The sequence below is a fragment of the Kribbella amoyensis genome, assembly GCF_007828865.1.
GTDB lineage: Bacteria > Actinomycetota > Actinomycetes > Propionibacteriales > Kribbellaceae > Kribbella > Kribbella amoyensis.
The window spans coordinates 5641404-5667327 of record NZ_VIVK01000001.1 but is presented as its reverse complement, the minus strand read 5'-3'; the positions used below and the strand labels follow the sequence as shown (position 1 = coordinate 5667327).

The following is a 25924-nucleotide window of genomic DNA, read 5'->3' as shown; positions in this document are numbered from 1 at the left end:
GAGGCTTGACCGGGCGTCCCCTGTCCGGTCCCCCGCGCCCGGCCGTCAGTGGGTCGGCACCGCGTCCAGGACGGTCTGCTCCACCCGGCCGCCGGCCGCGTCGGTGGCGACCGCGCGCAGTGACAACGACTTGCCCGGGACCAACGCCCACGGCGGGATGATCGTCCGGTACCGCGACCCGATCGGCACCGTCAACGCACGGGTCCACTGCTTCCCGCCGTCGGTCGAGTACCAAAGCGACGCACCGGTGACCCGGGAAGCCGTCGACCCCTTCAGGTGACCGACCACCAGGTCGAGCGTCATCGGGCGCCACGCGGCCGCGCGACCGAGTCCGTCCACGTCGGCGTCGTACCCGATGTCGAGCAGCGCCGGCGGGACCCCGGTCGCCTTGGTCGGGTCCGGCGGCGTCGACGTGAAGTCCCAGGTGGTCTGCGCCCGGCCCGATCGCGGGAACAGCGCCGGGTCGAGGGTCCAGCTCTGTTCGAGCCGGAAGCGGCCTGGGCCGTTGGGGATCTGGAAGTAGCTCGACCCGCCGTTCACCTCGCTCACCAGCGCGCCGTCGCGGTACAGGGCCAGCCGGCGTTCGGAGTACGCCGTCGCGGGTGGCTTGCTGCTGTGCAAGGTGTCACCGAGTCCGGCGTCGACGAACAGGTAGCTCTTCGTGTGCGAGGCGGCGGCCACCGTCGGCCGCAGGGTGAGCCCGAAGTCCCGCTCGATCCGGGCCCCGGCCGCGAACGGCAGGTTCTCCCGGTCGCACAGCTTCGTCCCGGTGGCCGTCGTCGCTGTCATGCACTGGTTCCACCGCGAACCCGGTTCGGCGGTCAGCAGCTCGACCTCACGGGTCGGCGTGGTCACCGTCCGCCGGTTGACCCAGCCGATGTTGCCCTTGACCGTCGACCAGGCGCGCTCGACGGTCTGCGGACCAGTACCGCTGACACTGCCGAAGGTACTGTCCACCCGGGCCATCCGGGTCAGGTCGCGCCGGCTCACCGCGGGCGCCAGCGGAGAGGAAAACCGGTCCCTCGCAAACAGCAACTCGTACGCCGCGGCATCGCCGGACTTCACCGTGCCGACCGGTTCGAGCCGCCAGCGGTTCGACGCCTCGAACGAGCCGGCCCCGGTCAGCGCGGTCGTGGGTTGTACGAACACCTTGCCGGCGGCGATCTCCTCCGGCGTGAAGAAGTAGAAGTCGATCAAACCACGGCTCGTACTGTGCCGCGAGATACCGATCGCCGAGTGCACGAGCCGCGTCGGCTGACCCGCGACCGACGGCGCCCGCACCTGCTGGGCCTTGCGCGCGTCCGCCACGAACGTCGTGTCCTGGCCGAACGGGATCTCCGCGGTCCCGGCGAGCGCGAACGTCCCGGCCGCCGGGTCGGTCACCGCCGAGAGGACGGACAGCCGTCCGGGATCCAGCCGCACCTTCGCGGTCCCGTTCGCGTCCAGGGTGAGGTTCGACGATCCCCCGGTCACGTAGTTGAACACGGTCGCCTTGCCCCCGGCGTACGGCGCCCCGCTGCGGTCGAGCACCTTGACGGTCAGGTCGTAGCGCTCCGGTTCGTCGTACGCGCCGAAGGCCAGCCGGACCTGGTCGCCGAACGAGATCCCGCCCTGCCAGAACCCGTCCGGCAGCAACGCGGGATCGACGGTGATCGTGGTGGACGCCGTACCGCCCGCGGGCACGGTCAGCTCGGCCGGTGACGCGACCACCGCGTCGGCAGGCGCTTCGACCTTCGCCGAGTTCTGTTCGGCATCCGTCACGGGCAGCGTCACGGGCGTACTACCGGTGTTGGTCAAGGTGACCACGCGGCTGCGCTTCCCCTTCTCCGGGTAACGCAGGTACTCCAGGTCGAACGAGGAGATGTCCGAGGTCACCGTCGCGGCCGATGCCCGGGCGAGGTCGAGCCGCCCACCGCCGGAGGTCCAGCCGTCGTAGATCGTGGAGATGTCGGCGCCGTTGACGACGTCCGACTTCAGCTGTTGCCAGGTGTGCGCCGGGTTCCGCTGCAGCATCAACGCGGCCGCGCCGGTCACCAGCGGCGTCGCCTGCGAAGTACCCGACATCGTGACGTACAGGTTCGAGCCGTCGCGCGCACCGGCCTTGGCGCCCGGGATGTTCACGCCGGGCGCGGACAGGTCGGGCTTCAACCGGTACGTCCCGCGGGTCGGGCCCTCGCTGGAGAACAAGGCCTGCTTGTCGGCCCCGTCGACGGCGCCGACCGTGAGCGCCGACGCGGCGACCCCCGGACTGCCGATCGTGTACGGGTTCGAGCCGAGGTTGCCCCGGTTCCCCGCGGCCGCGACGAACAACGTGCCGTACTGCGCGGTCAGCCGCTCGAGCGCGTTCGACACCAGGTCGTCGCCGTCGGCGGGTGCGGAGCTCAGGCTCAGGTTGACCAGGTCGGCGCCCTGCTCGGCGGCCCACTCCATCCCCGCGATCACCCACGACTCCTGGCCGAACCCGTCGGCCGCGAGCACCTTGCCGGACAGCAGTTCGGCGGCCGGGGCGATCCCCTGCCGCGCGCCGTCCGACCCGGCGCCGTTGCCGACGATCAGCGACGACACGTGCGTACCGTGGCCGTTGTCGTCCTCGGCGCTCCCGGTACCGGTGAAGTCGACCGCCTCGGCGACCTTGCCGGCGAGCGCCGGGTGACCCGAGTCCGCGCCGGTGTCGAGCACGGCCACCTTCACGCCGCGACCGTCCAGGCCCTGCGCCCAGGCGGCCGGCGCCTTGACCTGGTTCAGGTACGGGTCGGGTGCCGCCGCGGTCACGCTGCGCAAACCAGTCGCGCCGAGCCGCTTGTCGAGCCAGACTTTCCCGGTGGTCGTCCGACGCGAGGTCAGCTGGTTCGTGAGGCTCGCGTCCTTGCCGATCGTGCCGGCGCTCGCTCCGACGCTCCGCAGCACCTTGGCCGCCCGCAAGCCGGCCGGGACGCCCTGCGTGATGACGGGCAGGTCCGAGCGGTGCGCGTCGTCGTACTCCATCTCGACCAGCCCGGTCACGTCGAACAGCGCCGGGTCGAGCACGTCCGGGACCAGGTTCGCCACCGTCGACGGGATCACCGTGACCCGGCCCTCGTCGCGGCGGACCGAGAACGACGTCCCCGGGGTCCGCGGGTCGATGGTGACGGCCGGTTCGCCGCTGCTGTCCGGTCCACCGAGGACGACGCGGTCACCGGTCAGCAGGGTGACCGTGCTCTCGGCGACAACCGCTGATCCGGCAGGTGAGCCAGGGCTCGGTACGGAGGCCGTGGCGGAGGCGCCGCCGAGCGGAATCAGCAGCGCGACGGACGACAACAGGGCGGCAGGGCGGAACAGGCGCGGGGACACCGTCCTGTGGTATCGAATCCAGCGGGGTCCACGCCACGAGATAGCGTGTCGTATGCCGGACTTGTCCAGAATTGGCCAGGAGGGGTCGTGCTCGAATCCGTCGGAGTGACACCTGCCGACGAGGCTGCCTACCGCGCCCTGCTCGCGATGCCGGGCGCCTGCCTGACCGACCTGGCCCACCGCCTCGACCGCGATCCCGCCGAGTTGCGCGAGACGGTCCAGCGGCTCGAGGACCTCGGCCTGCTGACCAGTACGTCGGACGCCCCGCCGCGGTTGCTGCCGACCCGGCCCGACGTGGCCGTGGACGCGCTGGTCGCGGTCCGCCGGGCCGAGCTGGACCGGGTCCGGGCCGAGGCGCGGGTCCTGTTGACCGAACTGCGGGCCCAGGAGCAGCACCGCCCGGAGAACCTGGTCGAGGTGATCGTCGGCCAGGAGGCGATCGCGGCCCGGTTCGCCCAGCTGCTGAACGGGACCACCAGCCAGCTCCTCGTCCTCGACCGGCCACCGTACGCCGCCGAGGTGGAGCAGTCCGACAGTACGGTCCGCGGGCTGCTCCGCGAAGGCGTCGCGGTCCGGGGCATCTACTCCCCCGACTCCCTGGACGTCCCAGGCGGCGTCGACGAGGCGTACTCCGCGGCCGACGCGGGCGAGACCTCACGGGTCCACCCGCAGGTCCCGATGAAGCTGGCCGTGTTCGACCGGACCGCTGCGCTGCTGCCGTTGTCGGTGGACCAGCTGGTCGACAGCGCGCTCGTGGTCCATCCGTGCGCGCTGCTGGACGCGCTGATCGAGATGTTCACGCTGCTGTGGGACCAGGCGGTACCGATGGTGCCGTCGGGACTGGACCCGCTCGACTCCCGGCTGATGACACTGCTCGCGGCCGGGTTCAAGGACGACGCGATCGCCCGTCAGCTCGCCCTCAGCAGCCGCACGGTCGGCCGCCGGGTCGCCGAGCTGATGGAGACACTCGGCGCCCGGACCAGGTTCCAGGCCGGCATCCACGCACAACGCCGGCGGCTGCTCGAGGACGGCTGAGCGGATTCAGCAGGTGCCGAGCATCTGCTGCAACGCGGTCTTCTCCGCCGACTGCAGGGACAGGCCGTAGGTGTGCTTCACCCAGATCCACTCGCGCGCGTAGATGCAGTGCACCGAGGTGTTGGTCGGCTTCCACGACGCCGGGTCCTTGTCGCTCTTCGACCGGTTGCTCGACGCCGACACCGCGATCAGCTGGGCGATGCTCAGGTCGTTGGCGAACTGCTGCCGCTTCGCCGTCGACCAGCTGTTCGCGCCCGACTTCCACGCCTCGGCGAGCGGGACGATGTGGTCGATGTCGATCGAGGAGTCGTCGTCGACGTAGGTGGCGTCGTACACGCTGTACCAGCGGCCGGCCGTCGGCTCGCAGTCGCCGTCGACGGTCACGCCGGTGCCGTCCCGCTTGAGGACCTCGTCGCGGGTATCACAGGAACCGGACTGGGTGATCCAGTGCGGGAACAGGTCGCGGCTGTAGCCGGACGTGGAGCCTTCGGCCTTCACGGTCAGGCCGGCCAGCTGCCTCTCGGCCGTACCGGCGGGCGGCGGGTCCGGCGGGTACGCGAGCGCGGTACCGGTACCGACCAGCCAGGCGGTCGCCACGGCCACGGTGAACTTCACGGAACGTCGCATCGGTCAGGCCTCCGAGGGTAGGGCGGATCCCCCCTGAACGAGCACTCCTAACCCTCCCCCACCAGCGGTGGCAAGAAAACCACCTGTTGATGAAGGCTCTGTGACAATCCCTGCCACGACGACCGTCAGGTCGTCGCCGTCCTCGTCCCGCTCGGCGCCTGCCCGTCCGGCTCGAAGCCGGCCAGCAACTCCTCGAGCGCACGCTGATCCGGCCCGACGAAAGGATCCGCCCCAGGTGCGGTCTCCAACAGGTCGAGGAACTCGGCGTTGTGGCCGGCGGCGGGCGGCAGGTGGCTGCTGAGGATGACGGCCGGGTCCATCTCCCGCAGTGGCTGGACGGTGCGCCGGAAGGCGGCCGGGTCGGCGGTGTGGACCCACGGACTGTCGATGGTGGCCCAGAGCAGCTGGCCGGCCCGGCGGGCGTCGGCCGGTGCGTCGCCGACGTCGCCGCCGACCGCGAGCTCGGCGCTCGGCATCGGCGCGCCGAAACAGTCGGAGCTGAAGCACACCCTGGAGCGGTCGTCGTAGAAGCCCACCGTCGCCGGGCTGTCGAACAGCGGTGGCCGGAAGGCGGTCAGCGTCCGGTCCCCGACCGAGAGCGACTGACCGGGGTTGAGCAGGTAGACCCGGTCCATCGGCAACGGCTGCTCGGTCGACATGATGCCGACGCCGATGAACGTGGTGATCACCCGGGCCCGCGGCGCCGCCTCGAGCAATTCGACCAGCGAGCCGGTGTGGTCGCGGTCCGGGTGGGTCAGCCAGATCCACCGCACGTCCTGCGGATCGACGACCGAACCGAGCGCGTCCATGAAGCCGCGGCCGGGCAGGCTCAGGCCGGTGTCGACGACCACCGGCTCGGCCGCCCGCAGGACGAAGGCGTTCACGGGCAGGAACCCGATCCCCGGAACTTCCAGCTGGTCGCTCAGCACGCTGATGTCAGCGTCGACACGGATCGTTTGCATGACGAAATCCCCCCTGTGAGCCCGCCGTCACCCACGGCGCACTCGATCGGCACCCCTTGGTTCGCACGGTCCGCCGCCAGGAGGAGGGTGTCAAGACTGGTCGCGGCCTCAGTCGTGCTCGACCACCGTGAGGGTCCAGCCGGCGCCGGTCCGGTCCAGCTCCGCGTTCCACCGCTCGGCGACCAGTTTGTGCAGCGCCCTCGCGGTGCCCGGGTCCTTGCCCGACTCGAGCAGGTGCCGGGCGACCAGGCCGCGGGTGTGCTTGGCGTTGTGCGAGACCACCGAGCGCACTCCACCACGCTCCCGCACGACCGATACGGCCACCCACTTCGCTGCCTGGTCCCCGGTCGGCCGCCACGCGGCGGCGTACGTGGACGAACGGCAGTCGACGATCACGCCCTGCCCGGCCACCTCGTCCAGCGTGGCCTGCAACGGGTCCCGCCAGTACGACGCCAGCGGGCCGAGTCCGGGCAACGTCGTCCCCATCGACAACCGGTACGGCGGAACGCGGTCCGCCATCCGCAGTGCGCCCCACGCCGCCGAGACGACGAGGAGCCGCGAGTTCGCCCGGCGCTTCGTTCCCGGCGACAACGAGGCGTACCCGAGCGCGTCGTACAGCACGCCGGAGTACAGCTCGGACACCGGGACCGCCGGCTCCGTCCGCCACCTCGTGTTGCGCTCCACCTCGTCCCGCAACGACGGGCCGACACCGAGAACGTCGTACGCATCGGTCGAGGCGGACACCTTGGCGAGCGCGTCGAGGACCGTCTCCCGCGCGATCGCGAGCTCGGGGAACGACAGCGCGCCGTGATCGACCACCTTGCCGCGGGAGCGTCCCGTCTTGCCCTCCGACGGCGGCAGCAGGATCACCGTCACGTCAGGTCGTCCAGGGTGGCGAGGTCCTCCGCCGTCGGATCCCACGACCCGGCCGCGACGTTCTGCGCGATCTGCTCCGGCGTGGTCGCCCCGGCGATCACCGAGCCGACCGCGGGCTGCGCGGCCAGACCACCGATCGCGACGTCCAGCAGGGTCAGGTCCCGCTCGGCCGCGAACGTCTCCAGCGCCTCGAGCTTGTCGAAGTCCGCCCGGGCCAGCCGCTCCGGCTGCTTGGCCAGCCGGCTGCCGTCCGGCGCGTCCTCGCCGCGGCGGTACTTGCCGGTGAGCAGGCCGGACTCCAGCGGGAAGTACGGCAGGATCCCGATCCCCAGGTGCTCACAGGCCGGCACCAGCTCGTCCTCGATCGCCCGGTCCAGCAGGGAGTACTTGTTCTGCGCGCTGACGAAGTGCTCCAGCCCGGCGGTCCGCGCGGCCCAGTCCGCGTCCACCACCTGCCAGCCGGCGAACTGCGAGCTGCCGAGGTACCTGACCTTGCCCTCGGCAACCAGTTCGGACAGCGCGGCCAGGGTCTCCTCGATCGGCGTCATCAGGTCCGGCATGTGCAACTGGTAGAGGTCGATCCAGTCGGTCCCGAGCCGGGCCAGGCTCGACTCCACCGCCTTGCGGATGTACCGCCGGGAGCCGCGCACGCCCCAGTCCGGACCGTTCACGCCTTTCATGTCGCCGCCGAACTTGGTCGCGATCACCACCTCGTCGCGCCGCTTGCCCAGTGCCTTGCCGAGGATCCGCTCGCTGCCGCCGCGCTCGCCGTACACGTCGGCGGTGTCGAACAGGGTGATCCCGGCGTCCACCGCCGCGGCCACGACCGCGTCCGCCTGCTCGGCGCCGATCCGGCCGCCGAAGTTGTTGCAGCCCAGCCCGACCACACTCACCGTGAGGCCGGAGTCGCCCAGTTGGCGGTACTCCATCTCGGTCATGGCCAAACCCTATCGATGCCGCTGGGGTGGTCGGCATAGAGTGCGCCCCATGCCGAGTCTCACCGTCGACGGCGCCCGTACCCGGGCCGCCGCCCTCTCCGTCCAGTCCTACGACGTCGACCTCGATCTCACCCGGGGCGAGCGCACGTTCGGATCCACCACGCGGATCGCGTTCACCGCCTCCACCGGCAGTACCTGGCTGGACGTGAAACCCGACGAGCTGGTCTCGGTGACCCTCAACGGCGCACCCGTCGACGTGGCCGGGCTGAGCGACGGCCGGCTCGAGCTGACCGGCCTCGCGGCCACGAACGAGCTCGTGGTGGAAGCGTCGATGCTGTACTCCCACGACGGCGAGGGACTGCACCGCAGCGTCGACGCCGCCGACGGTCTCACCTACCTGTACGCGATGTCGTTCCTGGACGCCGCGCCGCGGATCTTCGCCTGCTTCGACCAGCCCGACCTCAAGGCGCCGTACCGGATGACGGTGACCGCGCCGCCGGAGTGGGTCGTGCTCGGCAACGGGGCCGCCACCCAGGTCGCGCCCGGCCGCTGGGAGCTGGCCGAGACCAAGCCGCTGTCCACGTATTTCGTCACGCTGGTCGCCGGTCCGTACCACCAGATCCTCGGCGAGCACGACGGGATCCCGCTCGGCCTGGTCGCGCGGCAGTCGCTGAAGGAGGCGCTGGACCGCGAGGCCGCCGACATCTTCGAGGTGACCGGCCAGGCGTTCGACGAGTTCCACCGGCTGTTCGGCTACCGGTACCCGTTCGGCGAGTACCACCAGGCCTTCGTCCCGGAGTTCAACGCGGGCGCGATGGAGAACCCGGGCTGCGTGACGTTCCGCGACTCGATGGTGTTCCGGTCCGCGGCCACCGACGGCGAACGGTCCAACCGGGCCCGCACGATCGTGCACGAGATGGCGCACCAGTGGTTCGGCGACACGGTCACGATGCAGTGGTGGAACGACCTGTGGCTGAACGAGTCGTTCGCGGAGTACATGGCCCACCGGGTCGCGACCGCGGCCACCAAGTACGCCGACAACTGGATCGACTTCGCCTTCCTGCGCAAGTGGTGGGGGCTGCAGGCCGACCAGCGGTCCTCGACCCACCCGATCGCGGCCGACGCGGTGAAGGACGCGCTCGCCTCGCTCGACGACTTCGACGGCATCTCGTACGCCAAGGGCGCCGCGGTGCTCAAGCAACTGGCCGCGTACCTCGGGGACGACGTGTTCCTGGCCGGCGTCCGCGCGCACATCACCTCGAACGAGTTCGGCAACGCCACCTTCGCCGACCTGGTCGCCAAGTGGACCGAGGCCGGCGCCGTCGGACTGGACGACTGGGCGCAGAACTGGCTCCGCACCCCGGGCGTCGACACGATCAGCGTCGTACGGACCGGTATCGGCATCGTCCTGCGGCGGACCGCGCCCACCCAGTACCCCGCGATCCGGCCGCACCAGCTCACCGTCGGCGGGTACGACGAGTCGGGCCGCGGCGTCACGGTGCCGGTGCTGCTCGACGCCGACGAGGTCAGCGTCGACCTGGACCCGGCGCTCGCGGTGATCATCCCGGACGCCGGTGACGACACCTGGGCCAAGATCCGGCTCGACGCCGACTCGCTGGCCCGGCTGCCCGAGGTGCTGCCGAAGATCGAGGACGGGGTCACCCGCGCCGTCGTCCTGAACAGCCTGCGCGACGCCGCCGCCGACGCCGAGCTCGACCCGAAGCTCGCGTTCGAGGTCGTGCTGGCCGCCCTGCCGACCGAGACCAGCGACATCGCGGTCTCGGCCATGGTCGGCTGGGTGCACACCCGGCTGCTCGGCATCTACCTGACCTACGAGCCGTACCGGACCCGGCTGGCCGAGGTGCTCACGGCGAAGCTCGGCACGACCGAGGCGGGCAGCAGCCTGCAGTTGATGGTGGCTCGCTCGGTGATCCAGACCACCGCCGACGCGGACCTGCTGCGCGGCTGGCTCGACGGCACCGGCGTACCGGCGGGTCTCACCGTCGACGCCGACCTGCGCTGGCAGATCACGCTGCACCTGGCCGAGCTCGGCGCGATCGGCGACGCCGAGATCGACGCGGAACTGGCCCGCGACACCTCGTCCGAGGGCGTCGTCCACGCGACCCGGTGCCGCGCCGCCGTCCCGACCGTCGAGGCCAAGGAACGCGCCTGGTCCCTGATCATGACCGACGCCGAGCTGTCGAACTACGAGCTGTACGCCGCGTGCGAGGGCTTCTGGTGGCCGGCCCAGACCGACCTGACCGCGCCGTACGTGGACCGCTTCTTCGCCGAGATCGCCGGCACCGAGAAGTTCCGTACCGGGTGGGTGGTGGCGCGCGCCGCGTTGCAGTCCTTCCCGGTGTACGCGATCGACGAGCGGGTCGCCGGCCTGGCCGCGCAGCTGGTCGCGGACGAGTCGGTCTCGGCCGGCATCCGCAGGTCGGTCGGCGACGCGGCCGACGACCTGCGCCGGGCCCTTGCCATCCGGGCCGCGTACCCGGTTCGCTGAGCCTTTCGGGTGACCGTTCCGGGGGCCCTTACGAGTGTCGCCGGGACGGTCACTTTCGGTTGTGACTACTGTGACTGGTGTGACCAGAAGGACCCTGCTGAGCAGGCAAGATGTGATTTCGTGACGTAACCTCCACAATGACCGCCCGGCACGGCGCGCCGGTCTTGGTCAGGCAGCAGGTCACGGGAGAGACTGTCGAGAACCGCACAGGAGAACAAAGGCAATGCGCGAGGCGAAACTCGTCGGTCTGAGCCAGGATGGCACCCAGCTCATCCTGGCGATGGCGGAGACGGGTGAGGAGTTCGCCGTCCCGGTCGACGACCGGTTGCGTGCGGCCCTGCGCGGCGACCGTGCCCGACTCGGCCAGCTGGAGATTCAAATGGAGAGCGCGCTGCGCCCACGAGACATCCAAGCTCGCATCCGCGCGGGCGAAAGTGTCGAAGCGGTGGCCGCGGTCGCCCAGATGCCGATGGAACGCGTGATGGCGTTCGCCGGCCCCGTCCTCGCCGAGCGCGACCACGTCGCCAGCCTCGCCCAGCGCGCCTCCGTCCGGCGCCGCGGTGGCGCCGACGCCCCGACCCGCAACCTCGGTGCCTGGGTCACCGAGCGGCTGCGGATCCGCGGCGTCGACCCGGCCGCCGCCGAGTGGGACGCCTGGCGTCGCGAGGACGGCCGCTGGGCCGTCCGCGTCTCCTACCCCGTCCCCGGCGAGGACGAGGAGAACAAGGAAGAGAAGGTCGCCATGTTCGCGTACGACGCCCCCGGGCGGTACGCGGTCCCCGACGACGACGAAGCCCGCTGGCTGGTCGGCGAACAGCCCCAGGTCATCGCCGCCCCGCAGCAGACCGAACGCCGCCTCACCGCCGTCGCCGACTTCGACCACAGCCTCGCCCCCGACCACGGCGCCGACAGCTACGAGGCCGGCTTCGAGGACACGGTCAACCTCACCCGGGTCCGCCAAGCCGCCCGCGACGCCTCCCGCGAGTCCTTCGGCCGTGACGGGTCCGGACGTGACGGAGCCGGTCGTGAGTCCGGTGCTCGTGACGGGTATGGCCGGGAAGCCTTCGGACGTGAGGGTTCCGGGCCGAGCGGCCGGGATGCCAGCCGGGATGCCGGCCGTGACGCTGGTCGTGACGCTGGTCGTGAGAGCGGCGCCCGCGAGTTCCCCGGCCGGGACATCGCCGGACGTGAGGTCGGCGGCCGGGAGTTCGGCCGCGAGCAGGGTGGTCGTGACTTCGGCCGCGAGTCCGCCCGCGAAGGCTTCGGTCGCCGCGACGACCGCGGTCCCCGCCGAGTCCACCCGGTCCCGAGCCCCGACGACGAACCGACCCTCATCGACGTCCCGATCGAACCCCCGCCCGCCCTGCGCCCAGCAGTTCGCGCAGTAGAGCGCCCAGCCCAGCGCCCGCCGGAAGAGTCCGCCGCCAACCCGTTCGCCGACCGCCCCGACGACACCGAAGCGGCCACCTCCGACGACGCTCCGGATGAGATCAGCGCGCGCGGAACTGACTCGCCGGACCAGGCGACCGTTCCGGCCACCGACGCTCTGGATCACGCTGCAGCGCGCGCGACCGGCACGTCGGACCGCGTCAGCGCACGCCCATCCAGGGACAACACCCCCACGCGCCTCACCGAGATGCAGCGCGCCGCCCAAGCCCGCGCAGCCGAAGAAGCGCAAGCGGAGCAGCCAGCGCCGCAACTGTTCGAAGCTGACCGGGACACGCAGCCGGCCGAGGCGACTTCGGCACAGGGCCAAGCGCGCCCGACTGCTCAGAGCAACGGCAAGCCCGTCGACCCGCGCCACCCCGAACTCCACACCACCGGCCCCCGCCCAGCCGACCCTCGCCACCCCGAGCTCAACGGCGACGAAGAGGCCTCGGCGCCCACCCCCATCAACGGCCAGACCGCACGAGCAACCACAGCCGCCAGCGACACCGACGCCACCGGCACCGCACGCACCGACGCCGCACGCGCCGACACTGCACGCACCGACGCCGCACGGACTGGCACCGCACGCGCCGACACTGCACAGTCGGACACCGCGGACGCCGGGACACGGTCGGCCGGGTCGACCACCGCAGCTACGGGTACGGACTTCGCGAGCCCAGGCGACCCGGTAACCGCACGCCCGTCCGACCCACGCCGCGACCCCTCGCGCCCGGTCCCCCGCGATCCCCGCGCAGACAAGCGGCCCCAGCCCACCACGGGTACACCGGGCCAATCCGCCGACCCGACGCCCCGCCCCGCGGCTCCCGCAGCACGCAACAGCGACCAGCCCCAACCAGTCGGCGCCCGCCAAGCCACCGAGGCTCCCGCGCAGTCTGCGGCCGCAGCACCCGCAGCCGAAGCCGACCAGCCGCAGGCCGAACCCCCCAAGAAGAAGCCGGCCCGCCGCAACTCCAAGCGAGCCAGCGTCCCCAGCTGGGACGAGATCATGTTCGGCAAGAAGGCCGACTGACCCCCGACCAAGGGACAGCCAGCCAGCGGCCGAGCTGGGTCGCTGGCGGCTTGTTGGGCTGACTGTCGTGCTGCAACACGGCAGTGGTGAAACAACGCGTCAGTGGGTGCTGGATGCGCCACCCCGGCGCCACGGTCGCGCACCCAGGTCCGCGGCTATCACCGCCGTCTAGCTGACACATCATGGAATGGCGTCTCGGATGGTGGGATCTGTTTGGTGGGGTGGGGCGGGTCTGCCATGATCTTCCGCATGCGGTTCATGCTGTGTTGTTGCTGTTGTTGTCGCTGACGCGCGCCGTCACCGGCGTACGAGGCCTTGCCCATCCGGCCCGCCTGCCGACACCAGCACCCACAGAATTCCGGATTCTCCGCAATGAACCTGTCTGTCTTCGGCGACCTGCTCGCTTCCCGCGGCCTGCGGCTGCTGCCCGGCTCGCACGCCGTACCGGTCGAGCTGCTCGTACAGTTGCCTGACGCAACGATCGCCCGCTTCACCGCCCGCGGCACCACGCTGCGCCTGCGCCGGTACGCCGCGACCGCGCTCACGTCGATCGTGATCGCCCCCGAGTGCGGCTGCGGCGACCACCACCCGCACCTCGGCCCGAACCGCGTCACCCTGAGCGCGTACGCCAGCCCACTCACCGAAGACGTCATCGACGGCGAACTCCTCTTCGGCTGGACCGGCCACGAAGCCGGCCTGCTCCCCCTGGTCGACGCCGCGCCGCACTTCTTCACCCTGCTGAGCGCAACCACCGAAGCCCCCGCCACGCAGCACCCCGACCGCACCCTCGTCGGCGTCGCCTGAGCCACCACCCCAAGCGACGCGAACTCAAGAAGGCAACGGACGCGACGGCGTCGAGGTCGCCACATACGCGACGCCGTCGTACTCCTTCCGCAACCGCGTCGGCGCGAACTGCAGCTTGTACGCCCACCGCTGCACGTACGCCCCGAAGCTCCGGAACATCTGCGGCTCCTCCAACCACTGCCGCACCGCCTCGGGCACCTCGGGCGGGACCCGCAGATCCAGCAAGTGATCCCCCGGGTTCGCGGCCGCCAGCTGACCCTCCAGGGCGTTGTACCCACCCCGGTCGAGCTTGTTGCTCACCACCGGACCGCCCATCGAACCAGGCCACGGCCCCGGAAACATCCGCCGAGCCCTGAACGCACCCGACCCGCACAGCAACGCCAGCGCGTAGTACTCATCCCCGTGCCGCTCCCGCAAATGCTGACCAAGCGGCCGCAACTCCGGCGTCGAACGGCTCGCCGCCAAATGCCCGTTGTGCGCCCACACCGCCACCTTCGCCGACGGGTCCGCCAGCAACTCACTCACCGCATCCGCCATCAGCCGGTCCCGCACCGCGAACGTCGTCCGCGCCACATCCTTGTCCTGCTTCGGCGCGCAAACCACCGCCGCACACCGAGCCAACACAAGCCCATGCCGTACGACGTCCGCCGGCGCACCGTCACGCTTGAGGAAGCCCACCAACGCCTCAGCCTCCCGGACGAGCAGCGCCTGCGCATCGGGAGCAGCGCCAGGCCCGGCATCCACCTGCGCAGCCAGACCCGACTCGAACAGTTCCAGCCGATCCGGCGCCGAGTCCCGAAGATAGGTGCTCACAGCAACCACTGACGCGGAGCACTGCTGCGGATCGATCCCCGCGAACCCGACCTGCTCCGCCACCGGCCGCCCAGCGTTGTAGGAACGCATCCACTCGACCAGAGCGACGACCTCCTCGGTCCGCCAGGTCCAGAACCCGAGCTCGCTCACCACCGTGGCCGCATCGCCGATCCCGTGCCGGACGTACGCGTCGACCGCCGGCGCCGCCGATTCGCTCGCCTCCATCGCCACCACGGTGTACCCGAGCTCGGTGACGAGGAACTCGATCAGCCGGTGCTTCAACTGGAAGAACTCACTGGTCCCATGCGTGGACTCACCCAGCCCCAGTACCCGGACCCCGGCCAGCGCCGGCTTCCACACCTGCAGGTCGTCGGCCGCCGCTCCCGCGGCCAGACTCTTCAGCGGCCACGCCGTCCGCGCCAGCCACTCCCGGACCTCTGCCGCACCGACGCTCGCCACGCCCGCAGCCTAGGCGAGCGCGCGTTCACGCCCGAATCAAGCCTGCCCATACCCGCTCTTGTATTAGTAACACGCTTGGTTTAACTTAACCGCAGACCCGTTGGAGGCGTGGCCGCTCAGGGCCGGCCGCACCCCGAGCGGTCCCTCTTCGCTTGCTCCCGGCCCGCCACCTGGAGGTTCAGCCATGCCCGCCCGACGTCTGCTCGCGGGGATCCTCGCCGCGCTGCTGCTGACCGGAATCCTCAACTCCCCCACCGCGATCGCGGCCACGATGTACCCGAGCGGCGTCGGCGCCGATCTCGGCCCGACTCCGACGACCCTCGGCGTCCAACCAGCCGCGGGCCCCGATCCCGCCGGCCTCCGCACCGGCACCGAGCAGGGCCGCACGTACTGGCGCACGAACCAGGCGGCCGGTACCGAGTACATCTCCTTCGACGTCGACCGTGACTACGTCGACGAGCTCAGCACCGACGACGTCCTGGTCAGCGTCACGTACCTCGACAGCGGCACCGGGACCCTTCAACTGCTGTACGACGCGGCCGCGGATCCGCAGGCGTCCGCCGACGACGTCCCGCTCACCGGGTCCGGCCGGTGGCGTACCGGGACGTTCTCGCTCGACGGCATCGAGTTCGCCGACCGGCTCGGCGGTGCGGACCTGCGGTTGTCGGGCACCGAGGACATCACGATCGCCGGGCTGCGGATCAGTACCGCCGGCGCCTCGGTCCAGTTCGGCGCGAACCCGGTCCAGGCCGGGATCACCGTCCGCGCGGGCGACCGGCCGGAGAACCTCGTCACCGGCGTCCAGGACGGGCGGCCGTACTGGCAGACGGACCGGACCGCGCCGGCGCCCGGGACGAACTTCTTCTACGCGAACGTGTCCGACACCTACCTGTACGACAACCGTGGCCTGGTCCTGGTGAGCGTCGACTACTTCGACGCGGGCAACGGGCAGTTCGGCCTGCACTACGACTCCCCCGGCGAGACCATCCCGGAGCGGTTCAAGAACTCCGAGCTGGTCAGCTACGGCGACAGCCGGACCTGGAAGACGCACACCTTCGCGTTGCCCGACGCGGTGATGACGAACCGGTCGAACGGCTCCGACTTCCGCATCCACATCGGCAACGGTGCGGTCGATCTGAAGGTCGCGGCGGTTCGTGTCGCCAAGGTGGCCGGCACCCTCGACGTCACCGAGGGCCTGGTCGAGCTGATCGACGAGGCCACCCGCGCCCAGAAGTCCGCCCGGGAAGGAACTCGCGACGGGCAGTACCCGACCGGCAGCCGCGCGGTCCTGCTCACCGCGATCGACGAGGCCCGCGCGGTCGCCACCACGCCGGGTGTCACCGACGTCCAGGTCACGGCGGCGCTCGGCAACCTCCAAGCGAAGCTCGACGCCTTCAACGCCTCGATCGTCGACACCAACTTCGCACCGACCGGTACCGCGACCGCCGCGGACGGCAGCGGGGCCACCAACGTCAACGACAGCAACCACACCACAGCCTGGTCCAGCGAGTCCGCGAACACCTGGCTCCAGGTCGACCTCGGCCGGCAGCGGCCGGTGAACGACGTCCGCGTCGAGTGGGCGCAGTCCTCCTCACCGGACTACACCGTCCAGCTCTCGAACGACGGCCGCAACTTCACCACCGTCGGCCGGACCGGGTCACCCGGCGCGAACCAGTTCAGCAAGACCCGCTTCGCCACCACCAAGACCCGGTACGTCCGCGTGGTGATGACCGGTGCCCAGGGCTACAGCGTCAAGGAGCTGCAGCTGCGCGAGTCGCCCGTCGTCGTCCCGCAGCCGAAGCTGGTACCGACCGTCAACCCGACTGAGGACGGCGTCGTCGCCGACTTCGACGCCACCCGGTACGGCGCCGACCGTACTGGCCGCACCGATTCGACGAAGGCGATCCAGAACGCGATCTACGCCTGCCAGGATGCGGGCGGCGGTACGGTCTGGCTGCCGGCCGGGCGGTACCTGGTGAAGGACACCGTCGAGGTGCACGCATTCTGCACGCTGCGTGGTGATCGGCGTGACCCGGACGCGGCCGGCCCGGGTGACTACGGCACGGTCGTGATCGCGGATCTGGCGTCCGGTGACGACGGGCCCAGCCTGTTCCGGATCGGCGGTTCGGCCGGCGTGATCGGCGTGACCACCTGGTACCCGCGGCAGAGTGCGACCAGCCCGGTCCCGTACAACTACACGTTCGAGATCCCCGGTGGCGCCTGGATCGGGAACGAGAACTACATGATGGCGACCGTCCAGGACGTCACCCTGCTCAACTCGTACCGCGGGATCGGGATCAGCACGATGCCGAACGACCGCGGCAACGCCCCCAGCTCGGGCCAGGTGCACGAGTCCAGTACGCTCCGCAACATCCGCGGCACCGCCCTGTCCGAGGGCGCCCGGGCGTACAACGGCGCGGACGTCGGCACCTGGGAGAACGTTGCCTTCAACAACTCGTACTGGGCGCAGGCGCCGGCGAAGTACCAGCCGCCGGCCCGGTCCGCGCTGGACACCTGGACCCGGGCCCACGGGACCGGCCTGGTCCTCGGCGACCTCGAGTGGGACCAGTTCCACCGGATCTCGCTGGCCGACTACAAGGTGGGCATCCACGTCGTCGCGGGTCAGCGGGCCCAGTTCACCGGCAGCTTCCTCGAACCCGATATCCGGCGGACCGGGACCGGCGTCCTGGTCGACGTGATCGACGACCGCTGGGGCATGACGCTGGCCGGTGGTCACGTCCAGGGCAGCGAGTACGCCGTGCGCAACAACGCTCGCGGGTACGTCAAGATCACTGGCACGCAGACGATGGGAGCAGTCACCGGGATCGTGCACCGGATGTCCGGCACCGCGCCGACGTACACCCAGCGCTCACTCCCGGCACCGGCCCGCAAGAGCCTCACCCTTGTGGACGCACCACACGGCGTCGGGTACCTGCCCACCGCCGACGCCACCGCAGCGATCCAGCGGGCCCTGGACAAGGCCGGCCGTGACGGCGGCGGCATCGTCTACCTCCCCGCCGGCTGGTACCGGATCGCCCGCCACCTCAGCGTCCCCGCCAAGGTGGAACTGCGCGGCGCCTCCGCCGTTCCGAACCGCGACCAGGGCGGCGCCAGCGGAGGCACCGTGCTGCACGCCTTCGAGGGCCGCGGCACCAACGCACCCGACACGGCGACCGCACTCGTCACGCTCAACGGTGCCAACTCCGGCATCCGCGGGCTGCGCGTCTTCTACCCCGAGCAGAACCCGGGCAAGGCCGAAGGCGTGGTCCCCTACCCGTACGCGATCCGCGGCAACGGCGCCCGGACGTACGTAGTCAACGCCGGCTTCCCGAACGCTTGGAACGGCATCGACCTCACCACGTATCGCAACGACGGCTTCGTCGTCCGCAAGGTGGCCGGCGCCTTCTTCGACCACGCGATCTCGGTCGGCCGCGGTACCGGGGGCCGGATCGAGGGCGTGCTGTCCAACGGCAACGCGGTGACCCGGATCGGGTACCAGCAGCCGTACTGGATGAACGAGGGCAGCATCTTCGAGCTCGTCATCGACAAGTACATGCGCAAGATCGCCAAGATCGTCACCGTCTACGGCGCGACCGGGCTCACCTTGTTCAACGTGTTCGCGTACGGCTTCCACGACGGGCTGGTCGTGCACGACGGCGAGGTCGACGCGTTCAACCTGGGCACCGACAACCTCGGCACCGACGGGTACACGGTGCGGGTGACCACGGGCGACGTCGAGGCCACCAACCTGGCCCGGTACAACGGCGCGACCAGTACCGGTCCGGTGACACTGCGCAACGTGATGGTGATCAACGTGGTCCAGCGCCGGATCGCGGCCGAGGCGGACGGCGACGGGACCGTGCGGCTGGACGGCAACGAGTCCGAACCGGGGACCTACGAGGTCGGCACGCAGGTCACCGCGACGGCGACGCCAGGATCGGATAGCGTTTTCCGGAACTGGACCATCGACGGGCAGGTCGTGTCGGCCGATCCGGGGTACACGTTCACAGTGACCACGGATCAGGTGCTCACGGCGCATTTCACTGCCCGAGAGGAGCGCAATGGCTGACCCAACCCATCAGGTCGCGATCGTCGGGTGCGGCATCATCGGCCGCACCCACGCCGACACCCTCGCGGCCCGCCCCGGGGCGACCGTGACCGCGCTGGTCGACGGCGACCGCGCGGCCCGGGCGGCGCTGGCGCTCCGGCTGAAGGAGGCCGGGCAGCCGGAGCCGAAGGTGTTCGACGACCTCACCTCGGCGCTCGGCGCGGCCGACGTGTCGCTGGTCGCGATCTGCACCCCGAGCGGCACCCACGCCGTCCTCGCGGAGCAGGCGCTGAACGAGGGCAAGCACGTCGTGATCGAGAAGCCGCTCGACGTCGACCTGCCCCGGGCCCGCCGTCTCGGCGCGGCGGTCACCCGGGCCGGGAAGTACGGCGCCGTCGCGTCGGTGATCAGCCAGCGCCGGTTCGACCCGAGCGCGCTGCGGGTCGCGGAGGCGATCCGGGCCGGCCGGTTCGGGCAGATCACCTCGGCCGTCGCGACGCTCGCCTGGTGGCGCAGCGACGAGTACTACGCGTCCGCGGGCTGGCGTGGCACCTGGGCCCAGGACGGTGGCGGCGCCCTGATGAACCAGGGCGTGCACACCGTGGACCTGCTGCTGTGGTTCCTGGGGCGCCCGGCCACGATCCAGGCCCAGGCGTTGCGGGCGGCGCACCACGAGATCGAGGTCGAGGACACCGTGGTCGCCACGCTCGCGTTCGAGAGCGGCGCGGTCGCCACCCTGCACGCGACGACCGCGGCGTACCCGGGCGGCCGGACCCGGATCTCGGTGCACGGGACGCAGGGCGGTGCGGAGCTGGAGAACCAGCAGCTCCGCCGGTTCAACGCCGACGGCAACGCCGACGACCTGCCCGTCGAGCCCTCGACGACGGGCGGCCACGACGCGCAGTACGCCGACATCTTCGATGTCATCAGCAACGACAAGCAGCCGGCCGTGACGGTGCACGACGCGATCGAGGCGCTCGCCACGATCCGGGCCGTGTACGTCGCGTCCCGGCTGCAGCGGCCGGTGAAGTACCTGGACGTGCTGGAGGGGCGCTACGACGACGTGGACGTCACCCACGGCATCCAGCTGCCGCCGCTCTAGCCGGCGGTCGACGGTGCCTGGCCGGGCTCTCGTGTGTTGAGGATGCGCTGGTAGAGCTTGCTGTCGCGCCAGGCACCGTCGATGTGCAGGTAGTCGCGGGCAAAGCCGTACTGCTCGAACCCGACCTTGGTCAGCACCCGCTGCGACCGCTCGTTGTCGGTCCCGGTGCTGGCCGCGATCCGGTGCAACAGCAACTCGGTGTCGGCCAGGTCGCACACCGCGGCCACCGCCGCCGACGCCAGGCCCTTGCCGACCTCGGTCACGTCCACCCAGTACCCGATGTCACCGCTGCGCCAGGCACCGGCGACGATGTTCGACAACGTCGCGGTCCCGATGACGCGATCCCCGGCCGCCAGGACCCAGGGGATGACGTTGTCGCGCTCGAGGAGACCCTTGATCCGGTCGGCCTGGAACGCGGGGTCGTACCACTCGTCGGCGCGGCGTGGTTCCCACGGCCCCAGCTGCTCGCGGCTGCGGGCCTGGGCCGCGCAGAAGGAAGCAGCGTCCTCGGGCCGGATCAGGCGGAGCTCTACGTCATCGATCAGCGGGCGGGTCAGATTCACTTCGGCAGCCTACGGGCCTGGCTGGAGCCACCGACCCGTGGGGTGAACGCGTCGTGGAAGATCGTCGACGCAGCCCCGACCGCCGCCGCGTCGGCCTTGAGCATCGACTCCTCGACGACGACCGTCCGCGGACCGCGCGCGATCGGGAACGAGTTCACCGCCTGGTCGATCTCGGTGAGCAGTGTGCCGGCGATCTCCGGCTCGAACGCCGGTCCGCCCAGCACGATCAGGTCGATGTCCAGCAGGTCGACGAGACCCACCGCGCCCTGGGCGATCACCCGGGCGACCTGGCTCACCGCCTGCTGCGCGCCCTTGTCGCCGTCCGCTGCCGCCCGGCACGCGGCCTTGTACCGCTTGGCCTCGTCGGTCGCCGTCGGATCGGTCTGAACGTAGCCAAAACTCTCCGCGATCACCGGCAACGACGCCGTCGGATTGCACTCGGCCATCATCCGCGGTCCTTTGGTGGCGTCCCACTCCCCCATCCGCAGCGCGGCGAGCTGCCCGAACTCGCCTGCGTTCGCCGTGCCGCCGCGGTAGATCGAGCCGTTCAGGATCAGCCCGGTCCCGACCCCGGTGCCGAGGTAGAGATAGGCGAAGTCGCGGGCCCGGGCGGAGCGGCCGATCCACCGTTCACCGATCGCCGCGGCCGTTCCGTCCTTCTCCACCAGGACCGGGTGGTTCAGCTTCTCCTGCAGGAGGTGGCGGATCTTCAGCCCGCGCCAGGCCGGCTGCAACGGCAGGTCCAGCAGGGTGCCGTCCGCGTTGATCGGGCCAGGGACAGCGACCCCGACGCCCAGGACCGAGGCCTGGTCCACCTGGCTGATGCTGACGGCAGCGGTCACCGTCGCCGCGGCCAGGTCGACCAGGCGCTGGGCGTCGAGATCGGCGGCCAGATCGACCGTTTCGCGGCGCACGATCGTGCCGTCCAGGTCGACCACCGCCACCGTGAGCAGCTCGGGATCGACGTGGATGCCGACGGCGTGCGCCGCGTTCGACCGGAGCCGGACCGGCGTCCGGGGCTTGCCGAGCCGCTCGGCGCGTTCCTGCGCCTCCTCGACCAGCAGGCCCTGCTGCAGCAGGATGCGCAGGATCCGGGACACCGACTGCTGGGTGAGCCCGGTCCGGCGGGAGATCTCGGTCCGGCTGATGATGCCCGCCAGCCGGATCGTCTCGATGATCACGGCCTCGTTGAAGGAGCCGAGGTCGTACTGGTTCGCACCGGAACGCGCCGGTTCGTCGAGCACCGCCGAGTCACGGTCCGACGTGGCCATCGCCCACCTCCCTTGTCCGCTTTTCTTTCCCTGCTTCAGAATCCGGCCGCCCCGGCCAGCCGCGATCGTACCCGCCGGATCACGTGGATCCGGCGGGTACGACGACTCACGGTGCCTCGAGTGCTCCGTCGATCCGCCGGACCCCGGCCGCCCACTCGTCGTGGCCGGACAGCTGGGCCGGGTACCGGGCCGCGGCCTCCTCGTCGATCTCGATCCCCCAGCCCGGCGCCTCGTTCGGCGTGAGCCAGCCGTTCTCGATCCGCAGCGTGCCCGGGAAGACCTCGTGCGTCGCGTCGTTGTAGATGTGGCCCTCCTGGATCCCGAAGGCGACGGAGCTGACGTCGAGCGCCACGTTCGCGGCCGCGCCGATAGGCGAGGTGTCCCCCGGACCGTGCCAGGCGGTACGTACTCCGCACAGCTCGGCCAGGTCGGCCAGCTTGCGGGCCGGGGTGAGCCCGCCGATGTCGGACACGTGCGAACGGATGAAGTCGACGCCGTGATCGCGGACCAGCCGGACCGCGTCCCCCATCGACGTGGTCAGCTCGCCGACGGCCAGCGGTACGGGCGAGGCGGCGCGGACCTCGGGCAGCCGGTCCCAGTGCTCCGGGGCCAGCACGTCCTCCAGGAAGAACAACCGGAACGGCTCCAGCTCGCGGGCCAGCAGGACGGCCTCCTTCGGGGTGAGCCGGGAGTGGACGTCGTGCAGCAGCTCGAGGTTGTCCGGCAGCACGTCCCGCGCCGCGGCGAACAGGTCCGGCGTGGTCCGCAGGTAGTCCCGCGCCGACCAGCCGTTGTGGTACGGCATGTCCGGGTACAACGTGGCCAGCCGCGGCGCGCCGTACCCGCCGCCGCCCGGCGTGGAGATCTGCAGCCGGATGTGCCGCCAGCCCTGGGCGACGAAGTCCTTCGCCTGGTCCAGACACTCCTCGATCCCGACCCCGCTGGCGTGGATGTAGGTGTCCGCGGCGGCGCGCACCTTGCCGCCGAGCAGCTCGTACACCGGCATCCCGGCGCGCTTGCCGGCGATGTCCCACAGCGCCTGGTCGATCCCGGAGATCGCGTTGTTGGTCACCGGCCCACCCCGCCAGTACCCGGAGAAGCCGGCCAGCCTGGTCAGGTCGCCGATGTCCCCGGGGTACCGGCCGATCAGCAGCCGGGCGAGGTGTTCGTCGACGAAGGTCTGCACCGCCTTCCACCGCTGCGTGAACGTGGCACAGCCCAGGCCGTACAACCCGGGCTCGGTCGTGTCGATCCTGACCACTACCAGCGGGATGCCCTGCGGAGCGGTCACGATCGCCTTGACCGCCCGGATCCGGACATCGTCGCGGGCCGGCCAGGGCTGGGCGAAGGTGGCGGGCGTCTCTTGCGGCATTCAGCTCTCCAGTCGAAGGGTGGGAAGGTCCAGCTCGTGCTGCGCCTGGAAGCCCAGCACGGTACGGGCGGCGGTCAGGTCCATCGGTACCTCGCGCCCGGTGAACCGCCGCAACCGGGGGACGTTCGGGGCGAACGCGTCCAGCAGGTCCTCGGTCGCGTACGGCGCGTTGGTGGTGTTCGCGGCGACGAAGAACGCCTGGGCGCCGCTGAACTCCGCGGTCAGCCCGAGCTCGATCGCGCGCGCCGCGTCCCGGGTGTCCAGGTAGCTCCAGCCTTCCCGGACCCCGCCGACCGGGTCCTCGCGGAACCCGTCCGAGAGCTTGGTGAGGACGTCGGGCGAGTTCACGTGCGGGAACCGGAAGGCGACCACGTCGATCCCCCAACGCCGCCACGCCATCCGGGCGGTGTGCTCGTCGTTCTGCTTGGACAGCGAGTACCAGTCGGCGACGTCCGTCGGGATCTTCTCGTCCAGCGGGAAGTACGCCGGCAGGATGTCGTGCGGGTTGAACGGCACTCCGTACGCGTTGATGCTACTGGCAACGACCGCCCGGCCGATCCCGAGGGCCCCCGCCTGGGCGAGCACGTTGAAGGTGGACACGACGTTCGTCGAGAACACCTCGTACGGCGTGCCCGCGGTCGGATGCGGCCGCGCGGCCAGGTGGACGACCAGGTCGACGTCCTCGAGCGCCCGCGCGACGTCCGCCTCGGACCGGGTGTCGCCGACCACCACCCGGTCCGCCTTGAGCGACTCGTCCTCGACATTGGTGAGCGCCGTGACCAGCGCGCCGAGGTCGGCCAGGTGCCGGCTGGTGGCCGACCCGATCCGCCCGGCCGCGCCCGTGACCAGCACCCGGCGGCCGCTCAGCGATGAACTCACTCCTTGATCCCTCCCGACATCCCGACTCCCTTGAGGAACTGCTTCTGGAACACCAAGAACAACACCACAGGTACCAGCACGGCGAGGAACAACGCGCTCATCTGCAGCGAGATCTCGGTGGTTTCCTGGACCCGCGGCAGCGCGACCGAGATCGGCTGCATCCGCGGATCCGGCAGTACCAGCAGCGGCCAGAGGTAGTCCTTCCAGGATCCGATCACGGTGAGCAACGCCACGACTCCGAGAATCGGCTTGGACAACGGCACCACCAGCGCGGTGAACAGCCGCAGGTTGCTCGCCCCGTCGATCCGGGCCGCCTCGATCAGCTCGCGCGGGATCGAGTCGAAGTAGCGCTTCATCACCAGGATGTTGAACGCGCCCGCCGCCTGTGGCAGCCAGACGGCCCAGAAGGTGTTCTGCAGGTTCACCCCGAGCACCGGCATCTTCAGGATGGTCAGGTATAGCGGGACGAGCGAGATCACCCCGGGCAGGAACAGCGTCGCCAGCACCGCGCCGGTGACGATCGGGCCCCACTTCGGCCGCAGCACGCTGAGCACGAACGCGCCCGTCGTACAGACGAACAAGGTGGAGATCAGCGACCCGAGCGCGATGATCGCGGTGTTGCCGAGGTACGAGCCGATCTGCACCCGGGTCCACGCGGTCGGCAGGTTGGACCACTGGATCCCGCTCGGCCACAGCTGCATCGGTCCGCGCAGGATGTCCTGGCTCGTCGACAACCCGGACTTGAGCAACCACAACAACGGCCCGATCCCGGCGATCACGACGCCGATGAAGAGCAGCACCTGGATCGCCGGCAGTCCGTACCGGATCAACGGCCGCCGGCGGTCCGCGATCGAGACGATGCCCCGCTCCTCAGCCTCGAGGGCGCGGCGCCGTCGGCGGGTTCGCGGGGTCTCCGTGGCGGTACTCACGGCTTGTTCGGTGACGGGGTAACTGGTCATGTCGTGCTCCATCGCCGGGTGAGGAAGTGGTACACGACCGACAGCACGCAGAGCACTCCGGCGAGCAGCACGCTCAACGCGGTCGCGGCGCCGAAGTCGCCGTTGATGAAGGCGTACCGGTAGATCAGCAGCAGGATCGTCGTGGTCGCGTTGTCCGGACCGCCGCCGGTGAACAGGAACGGCTCGGTGAACACCTGGAACGTGCCGATCAGCTGCAGCAGCATCATGATCAGGATGATGCCGCGGATCTGCGGCAGCGTGACGTGCCAGACCCGGCGCCAGATCCCGGCCCCGTCCAGCTCGGCCGCCTCGTACAGCTCGGTCCGGACCCCGGTGAGCGCGGCCAGGTAGATGATCGACGTGGCGCCCGCCCCGGCCCAGGTGGCCTCCAGCACGATCGCCGGCATCGCCAGGCTCGGCGAGTTCAGCCAGGCGTACGGGCCGAGGCCGACCCAGCCGAGGATCGCGTTGAACACCCCGGTACCGCTGGGGTCGTAGAAGAACTTCCACAGCAGGATCGCGGCCACCGGCGGCACCACCGCCGGCAGGTACGAGATCACGTTGTACAGCCAGCCGGTGGTCCGCAGCTCGCTGATGAACACGGCCAGGAACAGCGGGACCGGGAAGCCGAAGACCAGCGCCAGCAACGCGAAGTACAACGTGTTGGCGGCGGCCTGCGGCAACTGCGGGTCGGTCAGGACATAGCTGAAGTTGGCCGTCCCGACCCACTCGGGGGCGGTGACGAGGTTGTTCTTCTGGAAGCTCAGCACCAGTCCGCGGACGATCGGGCCCCAGGAGAAGTACAGGAAGACCAGCACCAACGGGAGGGCGAAGAGGACGCTGCTCAGCCCGCCGGAGCGGAACCAGCTGACCGGACTCCGGCGCGGCCGAGCGGCGGTACGGATCGACAGGGCCATGA

Annotated in this window: 18 protein-coding genes; 6 read left to right on the top strand and 12 right to left on the bottom strand. The window is 70.7% G+C overall.

Annotated elements, in window-relative coordinates; translation table 11 throughout:
* Positions 1-45: 45 nt before the first annotated feature.
* Complete coding sequence (locus tag FB561_RS26435; protein ID WP_145811215.1) at positions 46-3330, bottom strand: S8 family serine peptidase; 3285 nt, start codon at positions 3328-3330, stop codon at positions 46-48.
* A gap of 87 nt (positions 3331-3417) precedes the next feature.
* Between FB561_RS26435 and FB561_RS26430 the strand changes: the two genes are divergently transcribed.
* Positions 3418-4365, top strand: a complete 948-nt coding sequence (locus tag FB561_RS26430) for a LuxR C-terminal-related transcriptional regulator (protein ID WP_145811214.1) — start codon at positions 3418-3420, stop codon at positions 4363-4365.
* A gap of 6 nt (positions 4366-4371) precedes the next feature.
* Here FB561_RS26430 and FB561_RS26425 read toward each other — a convergent pair whose 3' ends face one another.
* The 4 genes from FB561_RS26425 to FB561_RS26410 form a co-directional block, all read right to left on the bottom strand.
* Entirely contained in the window at positions 4372-4992 is a 621-nt protein-coding gene (locus FB561_RS26425) for an HNH endonuclease family protein (protein ID WP_145811213.1), read from the bottom strand.
* 125 nt (positions 4993-5117) lie between these two features.
* Entirely contained in the window at positions 5118-5954 is an 837-nt protein-coding gene (locus tag FB561_RS26420; RefSeq protein WP_145811212.1) for an oxygen-binding di-iron domain-containing protein, read from the bottom strand.
* A gap of 108 nt (positions 5955-6062) precedes the next feature.
* Positions 6063-6830 (bottom strand): YaaA family protein, encoded by a 768-nt coding sequence (locus FB561_RS26415; protein WP_145811211.1) that lies wholly within the window; start codon positions 6828-6830, stop codon positions 6063-6065.
* The gene (locus tag FB561_RS26410) at positions 6827-7768 is read right to left on the bottom strand and encodes an aldo/keto reductase (protein WP_145811210.1); all 942 of its coding nucleotides are present in this window, start codon (positions 7766-7768) and stop codon (positions 6827-6829) included. Before FB561_RS26410 ends, FB561_RS26415 begins: the two co-directional genes overlap by 4 nt.
* A 49-nt stretch (positions 7769-7817) precedes the next feature.
* Here FB561_RS26410 and pepN point away from each other — a divergent pair, with 49 nt between their 5' ends.
* The 3 genes from pepN (at position 7818) to FB561_RS26395 (ending at position 13539) form a co-directional block, all read left to right on the top strand.
* Positions 7818-10277: an aminopeptidase N gene (gene pepN / locus FB561_RS26405; RefSeq protein WP_145811209.1), complete on the top strand. Its 2460-nt coding sequence runs from the start codon at positions 7818-7820 to the stop codon at positions 10275-10277.
* A 223-nt stretch (positions 10278-10500) separates the two neighbouring features.
* Positions 10501-12735: a septation protein SepH gene (gene sepH, locus FB561_RS26400; RefSeq protein ID WP_145811208.1), complete on the top strand. Its 2235-nt coding sequence runs from the start codon at positions 10501-10503 to the stop codon at positions 12733-12735.
* Positions 12736-13107: 372 nt separating this feature from the next.
* Positions 13108-13539 carry a hypothetical protein gene (locus FB561_RS26395; protein ID WP_145811207.1) on the top strand — a complete coding sequence of 144 codons (432 nt, stop codon included), beginning with the start codon at positions 13108-13110 and terminating at the stop codon, positions 13537-13539.
* Positions 13540-13563: 24 nt separating this feature from the next.
* On the opposite strand, the gene FB561_RS26390 is transcribed toward FB561_RS26395, so the two are convergent.
* The gene (locus tag FB561_RS26390) at positions 13564-14811 is read right to left on the bottom strand and encodes an erythromycin esterase family protein (protein WP_145811206.1); all 1248 of its coding nucleotides are present in this window, start codon (positions 14809-14811) and stop codon (positions 13564-13566) included.
* A 184-nt stretch (positions 14812-14995) separates the two neighbouring features.
* Here FB561_RS26390 and FB561_RS26385 point away from each other — a divergent pair, with 184 nt between their 5' ends.
* Positions 14996-18880, top strand: coding sequence for a glycosyl hydrolase family 28-related protein (locus tag FB561_RS26385; protein ID WP_145811205.1), 3885 nt, complete (start codon positions 14996-14998; stop codon positions 18878-18880).
* Positions 18873-19961: a Gfo/Idh/MocA family protein gene (locus FB561_RS26380; RefSeq protein ID WP_145811204.1), complete on the top strand. Its 1089-nt coding sequence runs from the start codon at positions 18873-18875 to the stop codon at positions 19959-19961. The genes FB561_RS26385 and FB561_RS26380 overlap by 8 nt, the downstream gene beginning before the upstream one ends.
* On the opposite strand, the gene FB561_RS26375 is transcribed toward FB561_RS26380, so the two are convergent.
* The 6 genes from FB561_RS26375 to FB561_RS26350 all read right to left on the bottom strand — a co-directional run bounded on the left by FB561_RS26375 (position 19958) and on the right by FB561_RS26350 (position 25922).
* Positions 19958-20524 carry a GNAT family N-acetyltransferase gene (locus FB561_RS26375; protein ID WP_145811203.1) on the bottom strand — a complete coding sequence of 189 codons (567 nt, stop codon included), beginning with the start codon at positions 20522-20524 and terminating at the stop codon, positions 19958-19960. The two genes, FB561_RS26380 and FB561_RS26375, sit on opposite strands and share 4 nt — an antisense overlap.
* A complete protein-coding gene (locus FB561_RS26370) occupies positions 20521-21795 on the bottom strand; it encodes an ROK family transcriptional regulator (protein ID WP_145811202.1) in 1275 nt (424 codons plus the stop codon). Before FB561_RS26370 ends, FB561_RS26375 begins: the two co-directional genes overlap by 4 nt.
* A 106-nt stretch (positions 21796-21901) precedes the next feature.
* Positions 21902-23167, bottom strand: coding sequence for an enolase C-terminal domain-like protein (locus FB561_RS26365; protein ID WP_145811201.1), 1266 nt, complete (start codon positions 23165-23167; stop codon positions 21902-21904).
* On the bottom strand, positions 23168-24046 hold the full coding sequence (locus FB561_RS26360; protein ID WP_238335068.1) for an NAD-dependent epimerase/dehydratase family protein: 879 nt from the start codon (positions 24044-24046) through the stop codon (positions 23168-23170).
* Entirely contained in the window at positions 24043-25005 is a 963-nt protein-coding gene (locus FB561_RS26355; protein WP_145811200.1) for a carbohydrate ABC transporter permease, read from the bottom strand. The genes FB561_RS26360 and FB561_RS26355 overlap by 4 nt, the downstream gene beginning before the upstream one ends.
* Entirely contained in the window at positions 25002-25922 is a 921-nt protein-coding gene (locus FB561_RS26350) for a carbohydrate ABC transporter permease (RefSeq protein WP_145811199.1), read from the bottom strand. The genes FB561_RS26355 and FB561_RS26350 overlap by 4 nt, the downstream gene beginning before the upstream one ends.
* Between the last annotated feature and the right edge of the window lie 2 nt (positions 25923-25924).

Coding starts and splice junctions, on each gene's coding strand:
- FB561_RS26425 (WP_145811213.1), bottom strand. CDS start 4,992: ATGCGACGTTCCGTGAAGTTCACCGTGGCCGTGGCGACCGCCTGGCTG.
- sepH (WP_145811208.1), top strand. CDS start 10,501: ATGCGCGAGGCGAAACTCGTCGGTCTGAGCCAGGATGGCACCCAGCTC.
- FB561_RS26395 (WP_145811207.1), top strand. CDS start 13,108: ATGAACCTGTCTGTCTTCGGCGACCTGCTCGCTTCCCGCGGCCTGCGG.
- FB561_RS26365 (WP_145811201.1), bottom strand. CDS start 23,167: ATGCCGCAAGAGACGCCCGCCACCTTCGCCCAGCCCTGGCCGGCCCGC.
- FB561_RS26355 (WP_145811200.1), bottom strand. CDS start 25,005: ATGACCAGTTACCCCGTCACCGAACAAGCCGTGAGTACCGCCACGGAG.
- FB561_RS26420 (WP_145811212.1), bottom strand. CDS start 5,954: ATGCAAACGATCCGTGTCGACGCTGACATCAGCGTGCTGAGCGACCAG.
- FB561_RS26380 (WP_145811204.1), top strand. CDS start 18,873: ATGGCTGACCCAACCCATCAGGTCGCGATCGTCGGGTGCGGCATCATC.
- FB561_RS26350 (WP_145811199.1), bottom strand. CDS start 25,922: ATGGCCCTGTCGATCCGTACCGCCGCTCGGCCGCGCCGGAGTCCGGTC.
- pepN (WP_145811209.1), top strand. CDS start 7,818: ATGCCGAGTCTCACCGTCGACGGCGCCCGTACCCGGGCCGCCGCCCTC.
- FB561_RS26385 (WP_145811205.1), top strand. CDS start 14,996: ATGCCCGCCCGACGTCTGCTCGCGGGGATCCTCGCCGCGCTGCTGCTG.
- FB561_RS26370 (WP_145811202.1), bottom strand. CDS start 21,795: ATGGCCACGTCGGACCGTGACTCGGCGGTGCTCGACGAACCGGCGCGT.
- FB561_RS26410 (WP_145811210.1), bottom strand. CDS start 7,768: ATGACCGAGATGGAGTACCGCCAACTGGGCGACTCCGGCCTCACGGTG.